The 18,325-nt window shown below is 65.7% G+C and carries 9 protein-coding genes; 5 read left to right on the forward strand and 4 right to left on the reverse strand.

Annotated elements, in window-relative coordinates; genetic code table 11:
* Positions 1-4 precede the first annotated feature (4 nt).
* Positions 5-1,654, reverse strand: coding sequence for a cytochrome-c oxidase, cbb3-type subunit I (gene ccoN / locus ACW17U_RS11930; RefSeq protein ID WP_062145084.1), 1,650 nt, complete (start codon positions 1,652-1,654; stop codon positions 5-7).
* Between the two features lie 121 nt (positions 1,655-1,775).
* Between ccoN and ACW17U_RS11935 the strand changes: the two genes are divergently transcribed.
* The 5 genes from ACW17U_RS11935 (at position 1,776) to ACW17U_RS11955 (ending at position 5,413) form a co-directional block, all read left to right on the forward strand.
* The gene (locus ACW17U_RS11935; protein WP_492052651.1) at positions 1,776-2,057 is read left to right on the forward strand and encodes a hypothetical protein; all 282 of its coding nucleotides are present in this window, start codon (positions 1,776-1,778) and stop codon (positions 2,055-2,057) included.
* Between the two features lie 153 nt (positions 2,058-2,210).
* Complete coding sequence (locus ACW17U_RS11940; RefSeq protein ID WP_492052653.1) at positions 2,211-2,804, forward strand: response regulator; 594 nt, start codon at positions 2,211-2,213, stop codon at positions 2,802-2,804.
* Complete coding sequence (locus ACW17U_RS11945) at positions 2,801-3,271, forward strand: hypothetical protein (protein WP_492052655.1); 471 nt, start codon at positions 2,801-2,803, stop codon at positions 3,269-3,271. Before ACW17U_RS11940 ends, ACW17U_RS11945 begins: the two co-directional genes overlap by 4 nt.
* 142 nt (positions 3,272-3,413) lie before the next feature.
* Positions 3,414-4,595, forward strand: a complete 1,182-nt coding sequence (locus ACW17U_RS11950; RefSeq protein WP_492052657.1) for an acyl-CoA dehydrogenase family protein — start codon at positions 3,414-3,416, stop codon at positions 4,593-4,595.
* Positions 4,595-5,413 (forward strand): HTD2 family dehydratase, encoded by an 819-nt coding sequence (locus ACW17U_RS11955; RefSeq protein ID WP_492052659.1) that lies wholly within the window; start codon positions 4,595-4,597, stop codon positions 5,411-5,413. Before ACW17U_RS11950 ends, ACW17U_RS11955 begins: the two co-directional genes overlap by 1 nt.
* Before the next feature lie 73 nt (positions 5,414-5,486).
* Here ACW17U_RS11955 and ACW17U_RS11960 read toward each other — a convergent pair whose 3' ends face one another.
* From ACW17U_RS11960 to ACW17U_RS11970, 3 genes are all read right to left on the reverse strand, one after another.
* Complete coding sequence (locus ACW17U_RS11960; RefSeq protein WP_492052661.1) at positions 5,487-7,778, reverse strand: FkbM family methyltransferase; 2,292 nt, start codon at positions 7,776-7,778, stop codon at positions 5,487-5,489.
* Positions 7,779-7,788: 10 nt separating this feature from the next.
* Positions 7,789-9,825 carry an O-linked N-acetylglucosamine transferase, SPINDLY family protein gene (locus ACW17U_RS11965; RefSeq protein WP_492052663.1) on the reverse strand — a complete coding sequence of 679 codons (2,037 nt, stop codon included), beginning with the start codon at positions 9,823-9,825 and terminating at the stop codon, positions 7,789-7,791.
* Between the two features lie 174 nt (positions 9,826-9,999).
* Positions 10,000-18,168, reverse strand: coding sequence for a beta strand repeat-containing protein (locus ACW17U_RS11970; protein ID WP_492052665.1), 8,169 nt, complete (start codon positions 18,166-18,168; stop codon positions 10,000-10,002).
* Positions 18,169-18,325: the final 157 nt, after the last annotated feature.

An 18,325-nucleotide genomic window follows, 5' to 3' on the forward strand; every position in this document is an offset into this window, starting at 1 on the left:
GACCTCAGGCGATCGCAGGAGCGAGGGCGGCCGGCGTCTCTTCAGACGTGGCTTGGGAAGGCATCAGGATCGTGCGCCAGATGTTGACGATCATGATTACGGCACCGGCGAGGTACATCGCGCCGCCAAGCGTGCGGATGATGTTCTCGACGTGTTTGGCGGAGACCGTCTCGATGAAGCTGTAGGCCAGGAAGCCCTGGGGCGTGTATTCGCGCCACATCAGGCCTTCCATGATGCCCGACACCCACATCGCGGCGATGTAGAGCAGGATCCCGGTGGTCGCGATCCAGAAGTGCCACTCGATCAGCTTGTTCGAGTACATCTCCTTCTTTTTCCACAGCCAGGGCACCAGGCAGTAGATCGCGCCGAAGCTGATGAAGCCGACCCAGCCCAGGGCCCCGGAGTGCACGTGACCAATGGTCCAGTCGGTGTAGTGGCTCAGCGCATTGACTGCGCGGATCGACATCACCGGACCTTCGAAGGTGCTCATGCCGTAGAAGGCGATCGAGACGACCATCATCCGCACTACGGGATCGGTGCGCAGCTTGTCCCAGGCCCCCGACAGGGTCATCAGACCGTTGATCATGCCGCCCCAGGAGGGCATCCACAGCATGATCGAGAAGGTCATGCCCAGGGTTTGGGCCCACTGCGGCAGGGCCGTGTAGTGGAGGTGGTGCGGGCCAGCCCAGATGTAGATGAAGATCAGGGCCCAGAAGTGCACGATCGACAGGCGATAGCTGTAGACCGGACGCTGAACGCGCTTGGGCACGAAATAGTACATCATGGCCAGGAAGCCGGCGGTCAGGAAGAAGCCGACGGCATTGTGCCCGTACCACCACTGGGTCAGGGCATCCTGGACGCCCGAGAAGACCCCGTAGGACTTGTGGTTCAGCAGACCGACCGGAACCCCGGCATTGTTGACCAGGTGCAGCAGGGCGATGGTGACGATGAAGGCCAGATAGAACCAGTTGGCCACATAGATGTGCGGCTCCTTGCGCTTCCAGAGCGTGCCCAGGAAGACCAGCAGATAGGCCACCCAGACAATGGTCAGCCAGATGTCCACGTACCATTCGGGCTCGGCGTATTCCTTGCCCTGGGTCGCGCCCATCAGATAGCCGGTGGCGGCCATGACGATGAACAGCTGATAGCCCCAGAACACGAACCAGGGCGCGATGCCCCCGGCCAGCCGGGCCTTGCAGGTACGCTGCACGACCCAGAACGAGGTGGCGATCAGGGCGTTGCCGCCAAAGGCAAAGATCACTGCCGAGGTGTGCAGGGGCCGCAGGCGTCCGAAGTTCAGGAAGCCGAGCTCAGGAAAATAGAAGATCCGCGGCCAGGACAGCTGGGCAGCAATCAGTACCCCGACGGCGAGGCCGGCCGCACACCAGAACATGGTGGCGATGACCCCGGCCTTGATCACATTGTCGCTGTAGCGGTCCGGCTCGTCCCGCAGACTGCCCGACGCCAGTCCGGCATTGAGCATGAAGGCCGTCAGAACCGCAGCCAGGGCAAAGGTGCCGGCCTGCAGCTGAAAGATCGGATCATGACTGAGCCCCGTCCCCATGATGGCGAGAAAGGCACCGACGATCGCGAAGGCGAGTAACGCGGCCGACCCTGCGGGCGGGCCTGTATCAGGGAGAGACGGGGCGGACATTCGGACTCCGTTCAGCGAACTTGGCCCTGCCTCCCACGATCTGTTCAGTCCCACTTTGATCCGGATCAAAGCAGAGCTTGGGGACCTGAATGAGATGGCAACCAGTCTTCCGGAGTCTCCGATGCCCGACCTCTCCGCCCAGATCTGGGGCAAGACCCAGACCGCCCTGGCTGCAGTCGCCGTGTTCAGCTGGGGCGTTGCCCTGTGGCAGGCAGCGCCGCGCCTGCTGGCGGGACCGATCTGCAGCAGTGCCCAGGATCTATCAGTGCTGGCGGGTCATTGCCCGGCCTGCCCGGCGGCCGTCTTGGCCAGTCTGGCGCTGATGACGAGCCTCGCCCTGCGCTGGCGCGACCTGCGCCGTCCGGCAGCCCTGGCATCCCAGAGCCCACCAGGCGCAGGCTAGACAAGCCTTAAGCGGAGGCCGTGTAAGTGGCCGACCTCGCCCTTTCCTGGCGGGCGCTACCCAGGATGAGCATCCTTATCAATCATTTACCCAGATTTTGGGGGATATCTTAAGCCGGGTTGGGCCTAATTGCCGAGACGCCCGGGGCCCGCCATGCTGCCTTCAACCATGATCAATCTGGAGAAGGCCCGCGCCCTGATCGCGGACAGCAGCAGTCAGGCGCAAGACATCCTGGCTTCGGTCCTGGCAGGTTTCGGCCTTCGCAATGTTGTCCGTGTTCAGACCGGCCGCGAGGCCCAGGACGAGCTCAAGGCGCGCCCCGTCGATCTGATCTTCACCGATGCCCAGATCAAGGATGTCGATGGCTACGAGCTGATTCACTGGCTCAGGCGGCAGGCCAACGACACCCTGCGCCAGACACCCGTCATCCTGGTTTCGGCCCACACTCCCATGCGAGACGTAGTTCGCGCCCGCGACTGCGGAGCCAGCTTCATTGTCACCAAGCCGGTTTCGCCTCATGTCATGCTTGAGCGCATTCTCTGGGTCGCACGCTCGGATCGGGCCTTCATCGAGTGCGATGTCTATGTCGGGCCAGACCGCCGCTGGCGAAACACCGGGCCGCCGCTCGAGTATCCCGATGGTCGCCGCCGGGATGACCAGGCAGCAGAGGTCGGTGAGGCCGCCGACCAAAACCTAAGCCAGACCGAACTGGATCAGCTGGTGAAACCGCAAAGGACCGCCGCGTGAGCGAGGTAAAGCGAACCCGGATGAAGCCGCGACTGGCTGAGCTGATCAGCCAGCCGGGCGGCATCTATGCCCAGGAAGCTCTGGCCCGCGCCGAAGCGGCGCTTGAGACCCTGCGCGAGCCCCTGCTGGGCTCGATCGACGAGGCCCTCGCCGAGCTTGAACGGCTCTCAAACCCGTTCAATGTCGACAACATTCCGACGCTCTACCGACTCTCGGGCGACATCATCAATTTCTCGCTCGCCGAGCGGATTGGCGGGGTCGAACGCGCGGCACGTTCGCTGTGCGAACTGCTGGACGAGGCCTTGCCGAACGATCCAACCACCAAGGCGGGCATATCGGTCCATATCGCCAGTCTGCGGCTGTTGCATCGCCGGCTGGACTCCGAGATTGACCAGGCGTCGATCCTCAACGGGCTTGGCCGAATTCTCGCCAAGGCCCGCGAGGCGGCCAAGGCCGCCGCAGCCTGAAGCCTCTTGCCTGCCACCAATCGACGCCTTGACCTTGGGGGAGGTGCCTCAAGTCTCTCGCGGTCTGGCCCAATGCCGCTAAGCTGATCCCAAACGCGCGTTCGATACGGACGCGCCGAATGGATTCGCCCAGGGCCGCATCATGAGTTCCAACCCCGCCGCGACAGCGACCGACCCCCAGCTGCTGGAGGCCCTGCGCGACACGGTCCGAGCCCTGTGTCGCGACTTTCCCGGCAGCTACTGGCGCGGCCTGGATCGCGAGAAGGCCTATCCCACCGACTTCGTCCAGGCCATGACCCGGGCCGGCCTGCTGGGCGTCCTGATTCCTGAAGCCTATGGCGGCAGCGGCCTTGGCCTGACCGCGGCAGCGACCATTCTCGAAGAGGTCCATGCCAATGGCGGCAATGCCGCCGCGCTTCACGCCCAGATGTACACCATGGGCACGGTGCTTCGGCATGGATCCGCTGCGCAGAAGGCCCAATGGCTGCCGGCCGTCGCCGACGGCTCCATCCGGCTGCAGGCCTTTGGTGTCACCGAGCCCACCGCCGGCACCGACACCACCTCGATCAGCACCTTCGCCCGCCGCGAGGGCAACACCTATGTGATCAAGGGGCAAAAGGTCTGGACCAGCAGGGCCGAACACTCCGACCTTATGGTGCTGCTGGCCCGCACGACGCCCAAGGAGCTGGTGGCCAAGAAGAGCGAGGGCCTGTCGGTCTTCCTGGTCGACATGCGGGCGGCCAGGGGCCACGGCCTGACGATCAAGCCGATCGCCACCATGCTCAACCACGCCACCACCGAGATCTTCTTTGACGACCTGGTGATCCCGGCCGACAGCCTGATCGGCGAGGAGGGCAAAGGCTTCAAGTATATCCTCGACGGCATGAACGCCGAGCGGATCCTGATCGCCGCCGAGTGCCTGGGTGACAGCAGCTGGCTGATCGGCAAGGCGCGTGACTATGCCAATGAGCGGCGGGTCTTCAATCGGCCGATCGGCCAGAACCAGGGGGTCCAGTTCCCAATCGCCCGGGCCTATGCCCAGGGCCATGCGGCGCGGCTGACTGTCTATGATGCGGCCGCCCGCTATGAGGCGGGCCTGCCCTGCGGCGAGCACGCCAATATCGCCAAGCTCCTGGCCTCTGAAGCCAGCTGGGCGGCCGCTGACATGTGCCTGCAGACCCATGGAGGTTTTGGTTTCGCCGAAGAGTACGACATCGAGCGCAAGTTCCGCGAAACGCGACTCTACCAGGTGGCCCCGATCTCCACCAACATGATCCTGGCCTATGTCGCCGAGCACGTTCTGGGCCTGCCGAGATCCTATTGATGGCGCAGATATCGGACTGGATCGGCCGCGAACGGCGCAGGGTCGAGGCGCTGGCACCCGGCGACCTGGCGCGCCTCGGGGCCGTGCTCGACCGTCCTGAGGTCCCGCTGCAGGTCCCGCCGGCCTGGCACTGGGCCTGCGCCGTCGAGACGCCCCGGCAGTCACAGATCGGTCCGGACGGCCACCCCCTGCGCGGCGGGTTCATGCCACCCGTCGCCGCGCCGCGCCGGATGTTCGCGGCCGCCGACCTGCGGTTCGAGGCCCCTCTCCTGGCCGGTGCCGAGACCGAGTGGGTCGAACGAATCGCCGCGATCAAGGAGAAGACCGGACAAAGCGGCGTGCTGACCTTCGTCGAGGTCGAACGGCGTATCTCGCAAGGTGGCATTCTTTGTGTCGCCGAAACCCAGACCATCGTCTATCGCCCGGCACCGGTCCCGGGCGAGGCTCTGCCCGCCCCTGCCGCCGCACCCGATGCAGCCGACTGGCGCAAGACCGTTACGGCTGACGCGACGATGCTAATGCGGTTCTCGGCCGCCACCTTCAATGCCCATCGCATCCACTATGACCGGGCCTATGCCGTGGAAGTCGAAGCTTATCCTGGTCTGGTGGTGCAGGGCCCGCTGATCGCGCTCTGCCTGCTGGAGGCAGTCCCGCCGGGCCGCGGGGTCACGAGGTTTTCATTCAGGGCCCTGCGGCCGCTGTTCGACGGCGTGCCGTTCGAGGTCTGCGGCAGGTACATCGATGACGGGGCACAACTGTGGGCCCAATCGGCAGAAGGCTGGCTGGCCATGACCGCGCAGGTGGAATTCGCGCCCTAGATCCAGGCCTGTGGCAGTCAGCTGATCCGCGAGGCCTCCGACCTGCTTATCGACCGCCTCCGGACCCTGATCCTCAGGACGCTTCCGGGCCCAGCACGCGCGGATCGTTCTCCAGGCTCGAGGTATCGAACCCGTGATAGAGCGACAGGAAGCGGAACGGGTGCTCCTGATAGCTCTCGAACATGATGTTGTTGATGTCGCTGGTCGTGTCGAAACAGCCGAGCACCGCATCCGGCACATGGCGCATCAGGTGATGGCGGCCCAGCAGCAGGGCGACCTGGTCGATCCAGCGGGTGACGACCTCACGACCCAGTCGGTCGTCGAGATAGGCCCGCAAATAGGCAAACAGCCGGATCGCATTGGCGGTCGGATTGACCAGCAGCAGGTTGGCCGTGATCCGTGAGCCCGCCGCGAGATTCTTGCCGTTCTCGTTGAAAACGACATCCGCCTGGGCCCAGGTCTGCAACAGGTCGCTGACCCCGCGCTGAAGCAGGAGATCGATGTCGGAGACGAAGATCGGCCGTTCCAGGGTTTGCAGCAGGCCACCGAGGCGCTGAAACCGCACGGACTGGAAATGGGCGACCGGCAGGGCAATCAGCCCCTTGGGCGGCGCATCGTAGCAGCGGGTAAGGACAGCAGACGCCTCAAAGTCGTCGCCGACAAAGATCAACCGCTCGTCCGTTACACCGACCGCCTTGACGGCCTGGGCCAGCCGCTCGCCGCCGCCGATCACATGGATCACCACCAGGCTGGAGACATCGCTGTGCCGCAACACTGACAGGGCGTACCAGCGGCCGTATTGCTCGACATACTTCTCGTCGGCGGCGGCGAAGAACACCACGTTCACAGCCAGTCGGTCGGCCAGGGCCTGCAGGCCCGCCGCATCGAGCGACTGTCCCGTGGCGGTCAGGTACTGGGCGGAGGGATCGGCCGTCGGTGGCGGGGTTGGCTCGACGATCGAGGCGATGTCTAGTGCGCCCAGCAAGGCCCGGTAGTGATGCACCCAGTCGGCCCATTCCGGATCGGACAACAGATCGCCGACCGCTACGTTCGGCACTTCCGCAGCCAGGCTGGCCAACAGGGCGATGTCCGAATCCGCAAGCGGCCGGCACACCAGCAGGCTCATCGCCTCATGGAAGTCGCGCAGCCGCACGAGCGGATGAATATCCTTGTCCGGTGACACCGCCAGGACAGCGCGGTGGCGGATTTCGGCGGCCTGATCACCCCGGGCCCGGGCTTCGTCGGCCAGCAGGGTCAGGGCCCCCGCATGGGAGGGATCCAGGACATTCAGGCGGCGGGCAAAGGCCAGGGCCTGATCCATCTGCCCAAGGGCCTGATGGCAGCCCATGGCCGCGCTGACCATCTGGACGCCGCCCGGCATCAGGTCGGCCATCACCGAGGCATAGGGCTCGGCCAGGGCGATCTCGCCCAGGGAGATATGCCGGTTGAACACTTGGGAGCCGTAAGCCGTCTGCTGCTGGATCAGGGGCCAGAGGGCCTGGATATCAGGCGTGATCGCCTTGGCCCTGACCAGGGCCCGCAAGGCCTCCAAGCCCCGGCCGGCGGCCAGGTGGCAGCGCGACAGGCCGACCCAGGCGGCATAGTCATGGGTCCCGCCCAGCAGGTGCTCGAACAGGACCTGGGCGTCAGCCGGTCGCTCTTCGTTGAAGAGGCGCTCAGCCAGGGCCAGGACCTCGTCTGCCCGGGCACCGACCGGCCGCGATTCCGGGCGACGGAGCCGGTCGGCGCGCTCGAACAGGACGTCGATCTGCAGCAGGGCATTGTCCTGCACCTGCGGAAAGCGACTGAACTCCATGACGTCGGCGCACCGGAAACCCATCTGCGCCATCTTGGCGAAGATATCCTCGGCCTGGGCACCACCGAGATTGTAGTCGACCAGCGCCACCTCGATCAGGATGAAGTCGGCCTTGGCCAGCACAGTCTCACCGCCGACCAGGACATCCAGCTCCGAGCCCTGGGTATCGATTTTGACGAAGTCGAACTGCCGACCGGCCAGAAGGTCGTCGATCCTTGCCTTCTCGACCTCATGGCGGATCGCGGTCTCGTCGTCGAAATAGGCGGTGTTCTCGCGATAGAGCGAACTGCCTGTGGATTGCAGCCAGTCCTTGCTGAGAAAGAGCACCCCCGTCCCTGCCCCGTCCGAGGCCGCCACCGCATGGCGCTCGAAAGGCAGCCGCAACAGCGCCTCACGGCAATGGGGATTGGGCTCGATCAGGGTCGGCAGGCAGCCGGGAAACACCTCAAGAAAGCCGTGGGTAAACTCGCCAAGATGCGCGCCGACATCCAGGAGTGTCCGGGGCGCATAACCCTCGCGCCTCAAGGCTTCGAGGTGCGGGCGGCTCATCGGCGGATCCTCATGGGCGCTCGGCTGCGGCTATATCCTCGGCCGTCCAGAGCCGGCTGTCAGGTCCTAGCGGACGGGCCTGATGCCGACGGGCCAGAGCTGCCTTGTACAGGGTCTCGAAGGCTGGTTCGGTGAGCATCTCGCGATCATCCCGATCCAGTCCGATACCAATCTCCAGATAGGTGTCGAGATTGGCCATGGCCGGTTTTGGACGCTGGCCGGACTGGTAGTCGGAAGCCATCTCGAGGAACAGCTGCTCGACGCTGCGGACCAAGAGGTCCATATCGAACAGCACGCAGGAGGCGCGATTGGCGTCCAGTCGCTCGCTGAGCGCCCGCGTCGCCGCTCGGTCCCCGGCCAGGGCTACGGCACGTTCGACATAGTCCTGGGCGCTTTCACAGACCAGTTCCGCCAAACCCGCCGAGCGCACCAGACTGCCGCAGACCCGCGAAGCAAAGCCCCGGCCCGACAGCGTCAGGACCGGTACGCCCATCCACAGGGCGTCCGACGCCGTCGTGTGGGCACCGTAGGGCGCAGTGTCCAGGAAGAGGTCGGCCAGGGGATAACGGGCCATGTGAAAGGGATTGGCCAGCTTGGGCGCGAAAATCAGACGTTCACTCTCGATGCCGCGCAGGCGCGCCTGCTCGCGCAGCCGGGCATTGGTCTCGGGATTACTGTCCAGCAGCCACAGCACGCTGCCCGGCGTCCGCTTCAGGATCTCCATCCAGCGCCCAAAGGTGAAGGGCGTGATCTTCTGCGGGCCGTTGAAGCAGCAGAAGACGAAGGCCTCCTCGGGCAGGCCGACCTCGGCGCGGCTCGGCCTGATCTCCGACACGATCCGCTTGCGGTCATTGGGCTGGTAGCAGGGGATCCGCCGGACGGTTTCCGAATAGAAGCCTTCCAGCTCCGGCGGGATGATCCAGGGATCGGCGATGATGTAGTGGTGGAACGAGCTGCCCATGGTGCCCGGATAGCCCAGCCAGTTGACCTGGATCGGGGCCGGACGGCGGGCGAAGACGGACGTTCGTGCGTCGCGGGTGTGGCCGTTCACATCGACCAGAATGTCGATCTGATCATCGGCAATGGCGCGGGCCGCCTGGTCGTCGGTCATGCCACGGATATCGGTATAGTGCTCGACGGCGGCACGGGTCCGGGCATTGAGAGCGTCCGTGGCCGGCGGGCCGCAATAATAGGCAAAGACCTCGACCTTTTCCCGGTCATGTAGCTCGAACAGCTCGGCCATCAGATAGCCGACGGCATGGTCACGCAGGTCTGACGAGACATAACCCACACGCAGGCGACGCCCGGTCAGGTCGATGGGCGCATTACGGCGTTCAGCAATGATGGCTTCCGGCAAGCAGCTGCCGTCGCGTTCGGTAAAGGCGGCCGCCGCCCCGAGCTGCAACAGCGGGTCGTCGGAATAGGCGGCCACCGAAAGGGGGTTGATCCCTTTCAGAAGGGCGCGACGGTCGACGCGCTCCCACGGTTCGAGCACGGGCCACTTGCACTGGGCCAGGCGCGCAGCGACCAGCTGGCTGATGGCGTCCAGCTGCGTCGGGTCGAGATCGGCGCAGCGCCAGAGGGCCGCCTCGGCCCGTCCGCTCTGCTGGGCCTCAAGCAGGGCACGAGCCATCTGCTTGTAGGCCGAAAACACATAATGGGCGTTCGAGCCGGTGACGGCCAAGGGGCGGGTCGCCGCAGCGTTCCAGGTCGCTATGGCCGCCTCGAGCCCCCCTGCCCGCTCCTGCAAGCCGCCCAGATTGATATAGGCCGGCATGAAGTCGGGATTGAGGGCGATCGCCCGCTCCAGATTGGCGATCGCTGCCGGGCTCGAACCGAGCGTGGACTGCAGGGTCGCGCAATTGAACAGCGCAATGAAAAGCTGGGGATGGTCCGGATTGAACTGGATCCAGATCTTGTAGATCTGCTCGGCCATGACCGCCTGACCCGCCTCGGCATAGCGCCCGGCGGCATTGATCAAGTCGCCCAGCGGCAAGCCCTGCGTCGTGATCGTCTGGAGAACGGCGAGGTCGTCAGTTTCAACCATGGTCTTCTCAAGCGCGCCTGCGGAGCCGGAGAGCGTCCGACTCGCGACGCATGATGTTGGCACGCCCGGCAGACCTCACCAATCGCGGCTCATGCCGGGCGAGACGGGGCCGGCCGGTCGCCTGGCAGGCCCGCACGCCGACGCCGCGATGCGACGCCGGCGTACCTTTGGACCTTAGCTCACGCCCAGATAGGCGACGATCTGCGGATCCGAGAGGCTCTGGACCTGGGTCGTCGTCAGAGCCGACGCCTGGGTCGCGGTCATGGCCGAGATGCTGGTCGTGGTCAGGCTGTCCAGCTGGGTCGTCGTCAGACTGGCCAACTGGGTGCCCAGCAGCGATCCCACCTGGGTCGTCGTCAGCCCGCCGATCACCGTATTGGTCAGGGCCGCGACCTGACTGGTGGTCAGGGCCGCGATCTGGGTGTCGAACAGCTCGCCGATATCCGTGGTCGACAGACCCTTGATCTGGCTCGTGGTCAGCCCCTTGACCTGGGTCGTGCTCAGCGCCGCCGTCTGGGTGGCGTCGAGGGCCGAGACATTGGTCGCGCTCAGCGACGCCAGCTGGGTCGTGGTCAGGGCGGCGATCTGGGTATCAAGCAGCTCGCCGACGTCTCCCGTCGAGAGGCCCGCCAGCTGCGAGGTCGTCAGACCCTTGATCTGGGTGGCGTTCAGCGCGGCGACCTGGGTTCCGGCCAGGGCCGAGAAGCCGGTCGAGGTCAGGGCTCCAAGCTGCGAGGCGCTCAGGGCGGCGACCTGGGTGGTCGACAGGGCCTGCAGGGCCGTCGTGGCGAAGGCCGTGATCTGGCCGGTCGTCAGGGCACCGACCTGGGTCGCCGAAAGCTCGCCGATATCGGTCGTCGACAGGCCCCTGAGCTGGGTATTGGTCAGCCCCTTGACCTGGGTTGCCGACAGGCCGGCCACCTGCGTCTCGTTCAGGGCCGACAGGTTGGTAGCGTTCAGGGCCGCAAGTTGCAGCAGGCTCAGAGCGGCCAGCTGGGTGTCGGCCAGGGCCCCGGCCTGGGTCGTGGTCAGGGCCGCCATCTGAGACGTCGTCAGGCCCTTGACCTGGGTCGTGCTCAGCGCGGCGACCTGGGTATCCCTCATGCCGGGCAGGACGCTCGGATTGAAGGCCCCGACCTGGGTCGCGGACAAGGCGGCGATCTGGGTGGTCGTGAAGTCAGAACCGATGTCCAGATCGTCCATCGCCGCCAGTTGGGTGGTGGTGATGGCCTTGACCTGGGTCTCGCTCAGCGCCCCGAACTGGGTGGCGTCGAAGGTGCGGATATTGTTGCCGAGGGCCGCGACCTGGCTTGTGGTCAGGGCTGCGATCTGGGTGTCGACCAGGCTGTAGGCCTGATCCACGGTCAAGGCACCGACCTGTGCGGCGGTCAGACCCTTGATCTGGGTGGTGTTGAGCACATCGATCTGGGTGTCGAACAGCGCCTTGACGCCCGTGGTGGTCAGGCCGCCGATCTGGGTCGCACTCAGCGCGCCGATCTGACCGGTCGACAGCTGCTGGACGTTGGTGGCGGTGAAAGCGCCGATCTGGGCAGCAGTCAAAGCGCCGACCTGGGTGGTCGACAGTTCGCTGACATCCGTAATCGACAGACCCTTGAGCTGGGTTGCCGTCAGGGCCTGGACCTGGGTCGAGCTCAGGGCCGCGACCTGGGTGTCGGCCAGGGCCGAGACATTGGTCTCGGACAGGGCCTTCAGCTGATCCGCCGTCAGTGCACCAATCTGGGTCTCGGAGAACTGCCCGATGTCGGCCGTGCTCAGACCCTTCAACTGGGTGGCCGTCAGACCCTTGATCTGGGTCGTGCTGAGGGCCGCGACCTGGGTAGCGTCAAGCGCCGACAGATTGGTGGCCGACAGGCTGGTCAGCTGGGTCGGCGTCAGGGCGGCGATCTGGGTGTCGGCCAGCTCAGCGATGTCGGTGACCTTCAGCCCGGCCAGTTGCGAGGCGGTCAGGCCCTTTATCTGGGTGGCGTTCAGGGCTGCGACCTGAGTATCGGCGAGCGCCGAGACAGCCGTGGCGGACAGGACGCTGATCTGGGCCGCGCTGAGGGCACCGACCTGGGTGGTCGACAAGGCCTGCAGGTTGGTGACGTCCACCGCCGCGATCTGGGAAGTGGTCAGGGCCCCGATCTGGTCGGCAGACAACTCGCCCATATCGGTCGTGTTGAGGCCCTTGATCTGGGTCGTCGTCAGAGCCTTGATCGCCGTGGTCGTGATCGCCGCCGTCTGGGTCTGGTTCAGAGCCGAGACATTGGTGGCGCTGAGGGCCGCCAGCTGCACCACCGTCAGGGCACCGACCTGGGTGTCGGCCAGTTCACCGATATCCGTGGTGTTCAGGGCCGCGAGCTGGGTGGTCGTCAGACCCTTGATCTGGGTGGCATTGAGCGCGGCGACCTGGGTTCCGGCCAGGGCCGAGACCCCGGTGTTCGACAGGCTGCCGAGCTGAGTCGCGGTCAGGGCGGCGACCTGGGTATCGGCGAGTTCGCCGACGTCACCGGCCGAGAGCCCCCTCAACTGCGTGGCCGTCAGACCCTTGATCTGGGTCGCTGACAGGGCCGCAGTCTGGGTCTGATCCAGAGCCGAGACGCTGGTCGCGCTGAGCGCGCCGATCTGGGTGGCGGTCAGGGCCCCGATCTGGGTGTCGGCGAGATCACCGATATTGCCGGTGGTCAGGCCCGCCAACTGGGCGCTCGTCAGACCCTTGACCTGGGTCGTGCTGAGCGCGGCAAACTGGGTGTCCGCCAGAAGGCTGACATTGGTGGCCGACAGCGTGCCGATCTGGGTCGCCGACATGCCGCCGATCTGGGTCGTGCTCAGGGCCTGCAGATTGGTGATCGACAGGGCCCCGATCTGGGCGGCGCTCAGGGCGCCGACCTGGGTGGCCGACAGCTCACCGATATCGCCGACCGAGAGGCCCTTGAGCTGGGTGGTGCTCAGTGCCTGGATCTGGGTATTGGCCAGGGCCGCAATCTGGGTCTCGCTCATGGCCGAGACATTGGTTTCCGACAGAGCCTTAAGCTGGTCGGCGGACATGGCGGCCACCTGGGTGGACGACAGTTCGGCCATGTCGGTGGTCGAGAGGCCCTTCAGCTGGGTTGCCGTCAAACCCTTGATCTGGGTCGCGGTCAGGGCTGCAGTCTGGGTGGCGTTCAGGTCAGAAATGCCGGTCGCCGTCATCGCGCCAAGCTGCGTAACGGTCAGGGCCTGGACCTGGGTATCGGCCAGTTCGCCGATATCGCCCGTGTTCAGCCCCTTCAGCTGGGTCGCCGTCAGGCCCTTGATCTGGGTGGCGTTCAGCGCGGCCACCTGGGTGGCGTCAAGCGCCGAGAAGGCGGTCGCGGTCAGCGAGCCCAGCTGGGTGGCGGTCAGGGCCCCGACCTGGGTGTCGGCCAGGCCCTGGGCCTTGGCGGCCGACAGGTTGGTCAGTTGGCCTGCCGTTAGCCCCTTGATCTGGGTCGTGCTCAGAGCCGCGATCTGGGTATCGGCCAGTTGGGTGATGCTGGTGGCCGCGAGGGCGGCGATCTGGGTCGCACTGATCCCGCCGATCTGGGTCGTCGACAGCGACTGCAGGCCGGTGGCGGTCAGGGCGGCAATCTGGGCGACGGCGAGTGCACCGACCTGGGTGGCCGAAAGCTCGCCGATGTCGGTCGGAGCCAGGCCTCGCAGCTGGGTGGTGGTCAGGGCCTGGATCTGGGTATTGCTGAGGCTGGCGACCTGGGTCTCACTGAGGGCCGCGATTGCAGTATCGGCCAGGGCCTTCAGCTGATCACCCGTCAGGGCACCGACCTGGGTCGACGTCAGTTCACCGATATCGGTGGTGGTCAGGCCCTTCAGCTGGGTTGCGGTCAGGCCCTTGATCTGGGTCGCCGTGAAGGCGGCCGTGCGGGTTTCGTCGAGATAGGAGACAAAATCGGCCGTCAGGCTGCTGACCTGGGCCGCCGACAGAGCCGCCAGCTGGGTCCCGCTGAAATCATCCTTGTCGTTCGGATCCAGCATCTTCAGCTGAGTCGCCGTCAGGGCCTTCATCTGGGTCGTGGTCAGCGCCGCGGCCTGGGTTGGGTCCAGATACTTAAAGCTGGTGGTCGAAAGAGCCGCGATCTGGCTGGTGGTAAAGGCTTCGATCTGGGTGCCGACCAAAGCGTCTGTGACGCCGGGGTTCATCGCCGCCATCTGCGACGTGGTGAAGCCCTTGATCTGGGTGGTCGAAAGGACGCCGATATCCTCGTTGCTCAGAGCAAGGATGTCGGTGATCTTCAAGGCACCGATCTGAGTGGCGCTGAATTCACCGAACTGGGTCTCGTTCAGCACCCCAATGGCCAGGCCACCTGAGAGGCCCGCAATCTGTGAGGTCGTCAATGCCGGGATCTGGGTCGCCTGGATGTTGGCGCCTTGCGCCGCAAAGAAGGTCTGGAGGGCGTCTCCCTTCAGGGCTCCGACTTGGGTGGTGGTCAGTGACGCGGCCTGGGTGGCGTTCAAGGAACCGGTCGATCCGGACTGGAACGCACCGACCTGGGTCGCGGTCAGGGCCTGGATCTGGGTGACATCGAACTGCGCGAGGCTGCCGTTCAGGCCCGAGACCTGGGTTGTTGTGAGCGCCTTGACCTGGGTGGTGGTCAGGGCGGCCTGCTGGGTGTCGTTGTTGGCGAGCTGGTTAAGATTGCCGGTGCTCAGCGCGGCCAGCTGCGTGCCAGAGAGGGCCGCCACCTGGGTGTCGAGCAGGAAGTACGTGTTGCTACCGTTAAACCCGGCGATCTGGGTGGCGGTCAGAGCCTTGATCTGGGTGGTCGACAAGGTCGACTGCTGGGTCGCATCGAGCGCATTGATGGCCGTTGTAGACAGGGCGCTGACCTGGGTTGCCGTCAGGGCGGCGACCTGAGTGTCGACGAGGGCGTAGATTTCGTCAGTGCCAAAGCTCTTGAGCTGCGCTGCGGTCAGGCCTTTGACCTGGGTTTCGTTCAGGGACCGCAACTGCGGCGTTTGCAGCTCGACGATGTTCGTCGTCGAAATGGCCCCGATCTGGGTGGCGGTCAGGCCGCCAATCTGGGTGGTGGTCAGTTCCTGCAGGTTGGTCACCGACAGGGCGCTGATCTGGGCTGCGCCCAGTTGGCCGACCTGGGTCGCCGACAACTCGCCGATATCGACGGTCGACAGCCCCTTCAGCTGGGTCGTGGTCAGGGCTGCCACCTGGGTGCCGGTCAGGGCCGCGACCTGGGTCTGGCTCAGGGCCGAGATATTGGTCTCCGACAGCGCCTTGACCTGGTCGACGGTCAGGGCCGCGACCTGGGTGTCGAGCAGTTCACCGATGTCGGCGGTCGACAGTCCCTTGATCTGGGTGGCGGTCAGGCCCTTGATCTGGGTGGCATTCAGGGCGGCGGTCTGGGTCGAGTTGAGGGCAGAGACCCCCGTGGTCGACAGGCTTCCCAGTTGGGTCGCGGTCAGGGCCGCCACCTGGGTATCGGCCAGTTCGCCGACATCACCGGCCGTCAGGCCTTTCAGCTGGGTCGGCGTCAGGGCCTTGATCTGGGTGGCGTTAAGGGCCGCCGTCTGGGTCTGGTTCAGGGCGGACAGGCCCGTGACGCTCAGGGCCGCCACCTGGGTCGCGGTCAGGGCCGCCACCTGGGTGTCCGCGAACTCGCCGATATCGCCCGTGGTCAGGGCCCCCAACTGGGTCGGGGTCAGCCCCTTGATCTGGGTCGCATTGAGGACGGCGATCTGGGTATCGACCAGGGCCGAGAAGGCGGTCGTGCTCAGGGCGCCGATCTGGGCGGCGCTCAGGGCTCCGACCTGGGTCGTCGACAGGGCCTGCAGATTGGTCACGGCCAGGGCCGCCGTCTGCGAGGCGGTCAGGGCACCGATCTGGTCGCCCGTCAGTTCGCCGATGTCGGTGGTCGTCAGGCCCTTCAATTGGGTCGTCGTCAGACCCTTGATCTGGGTCGCCGTCAGGGCGGCGGTCTGGGTCGCGTCTAGTGCCGAGACATTGGTCGCCGACAGCGCGCCCAATTGGGCGACGGTCAGGGCCTGGATCTGGGTGTCGACCAGCTCACTGATGTCGCCGGTCGAAAGGCCACCCAGCTGGGTGGCGGTCAGGCCCTTGATCTGGGTCGCATTCAGCGCCGCCGTCTGGGTCTGGTTCAGGGCCGAGACGCCCGTGGCCGACAGGGCACCGATCTGGGTCGCAGTCAGGGCCGCAACCTGGGTGTCGGCCAGGTCACCGATGTCGCCGGCCGAGAGCCCCTTCAGTTGGGTGGCCGTCAGGCCCTTGATCTGGGTGGCATTGAGCGCGGCCGTCTGGGTCGCATTAAGCGCCGAGACACCGGTCGCCGTGAGAGCGCCGATCTGGGTCGCGGTCAGGGCTCCAACCTGGGTATCGGCCAGATAGCCGACATTGGCGGTGGTCAGCGCGCCCAGCTGGCCGACAGTCAGGCCCTTGATCTGTGTGGAACTCAGCGCCGCGAACTGGGTGTCGGCCAGCAGGGTGACGCTGGTATTGGACAGGGCGGCGATCTGGGTGGCGTTGATGCCACCGATCTGGGTGGTCGAGAGCTGCTGCAGGTTGGTGACCGACAGGGCGCTGATCTGGGCCGTGCCCAGAGCACCGACCTGAGTCGCCGAAAGCTCGGTGATGTCGCCGACCGACAGACCCTTGAGCTGGGTCGTGGTCAGGGCCTGGACCTGGGTATTGGTCAGGGCCGCAATCTGCGTGTCGACCAGGGCAGAGATGTTGGTTTCGGTCAGGGACTTGACCTGATCCGCGGTCAGGGCCCCGATCTGGGTGGTCGAGAGCTCGGCCATGTCGCCGACGCTGAGGCCACGGATCTGGGTGCTGGTCAGACCCTTGATCTGGGTGGCGCTCAGGGCGGCGGTCTGGGTGGCGTCAAGCGCCGAGATATTGGTCGCCGAAAGGTTGGACAGCTGGGTCGGCGTCAGGGCCGCCACCTGGGTATCGGCCAGTTCACCGATGTCGCCGACCGTCAGACCCTTGAGCTGGGTTGCCGTCAGAGCCTTGATCTGGGTGGCATTGAGCGCCGCCGTTTGGGTCGCGTTGAGCGCCGACACGCCGGTCGCACTAAGGGCGGAAACCTGTGTGGCCGTCAGGGCCGCGACCTGGGTGTCCGCCAACTCGGCGATGTCACCGGTCGTCAGGCCGGCCAGTTGGGAGGTCGTCAGACCCTTGATCTGGGTGGCGTTGAGGGCCGCCACCTGCGTGTCGAGCATGGCCGAGACGTTGGTCACGCTCAGGGCCCCGATCTGCGACGCCGACAGGGCCGCGACCTGGGTGGTCGAGAGGGCCTTCAGATTGGTCGTGTCGAGCACGGCGACCTGAGCGGTCGTCAGGGCCGAAACCTGGGTTTCCGACAGTTCGCCGATATCCGCAGCATTCAGGCCTTTGACCTGGGTGGTCGTCAGGGCCTTGATCTGGGTGGCATTCAGCGCCGCCGTCTGGGTGGCGTCCAGGTTCGACAGGTTGGTCGCGGTCAGGGACGACACCTGGGTCGCGGTCAGGGCGGCCACCTGGGTGTCGAGCAACTTGCCGACATCGGCGGTCGACAGATCCTTCAGCTGGCCCGCCGTCAGGCCCTTGACCTGGGTGGCATTCAGCGCCGCCACCTGGGTATCGGCCAGGGCGGAGACCTGGGTGGAGGCGAGGCTACCGACCTGCGACGCCGAAAGGGCCCCAACCTGTGTGGTCGAGAGTTCAGCAATATCGGTGGTGCTCAGCCCCTTCAGCTGGGTCGCGGTCAGGCTGCCAATCTGGGTGGTGGACAGGGCCGCCACCTGGGTCAGATCAAGGGTCGAGACCTGGGCACCCGACAGGGCCCCGAGCTGGGCGACGGTCAGGGCCTGTACCTGGGTATTGGCCAGTTCGCCGATATCGGTGGTGGACAGACCCTTCAGCTGGGTCGCCGTCATGCCCTTGATCTGGGTGCTCGACAGAGCCGCCACCTGGGTACCCACCAGGCCCGAGAAATTCGTCGCCGACAGAACGCTGACCTGCGTCGCACTCAGCGCGCCGATGTGCGAGGTGTCCAGGCCGGCCAGTTGGGTGGAAGTCAGGGCCGAAACCTGCTGACCGCTGAGGGTCGTCAGCTGGCTGACGTCGAAGACGACGTTCGGCGCAAACTTCGGGATCTGGGTAGTGGTGAGGGCCTTGATCTGGGTCGAGCTGAGGGCCGCAACCTGGGTATCGGCCAGCACCTCGATGCCGCTGGCGTTGATGGCCCCGATCTGGGTGGAGCTGAGCGACTGGATCTCGGTGGTCGACAGCGACTGAATGACGCTGGCCGGAAGGGCCGAGATTTGAGCGGCGGAGAGGCTCGAGATCGACATTCAGCTGTCCTGGCCGGGGTCCGCGCGGAGCGCGCGCGACTCTAAGCAGTGTAGAAACCGAGACCGGGAGATGCCGGCCGCGACTCAGACCCGTTAAGGTCGAGTTTTGGTAACCATATTTTCTTTCCAAGAGGTTTCAACGGGACACGCGGACGCA

Source organism: Caulobacter sp. AVps16, from assembly GCF_058681455.1.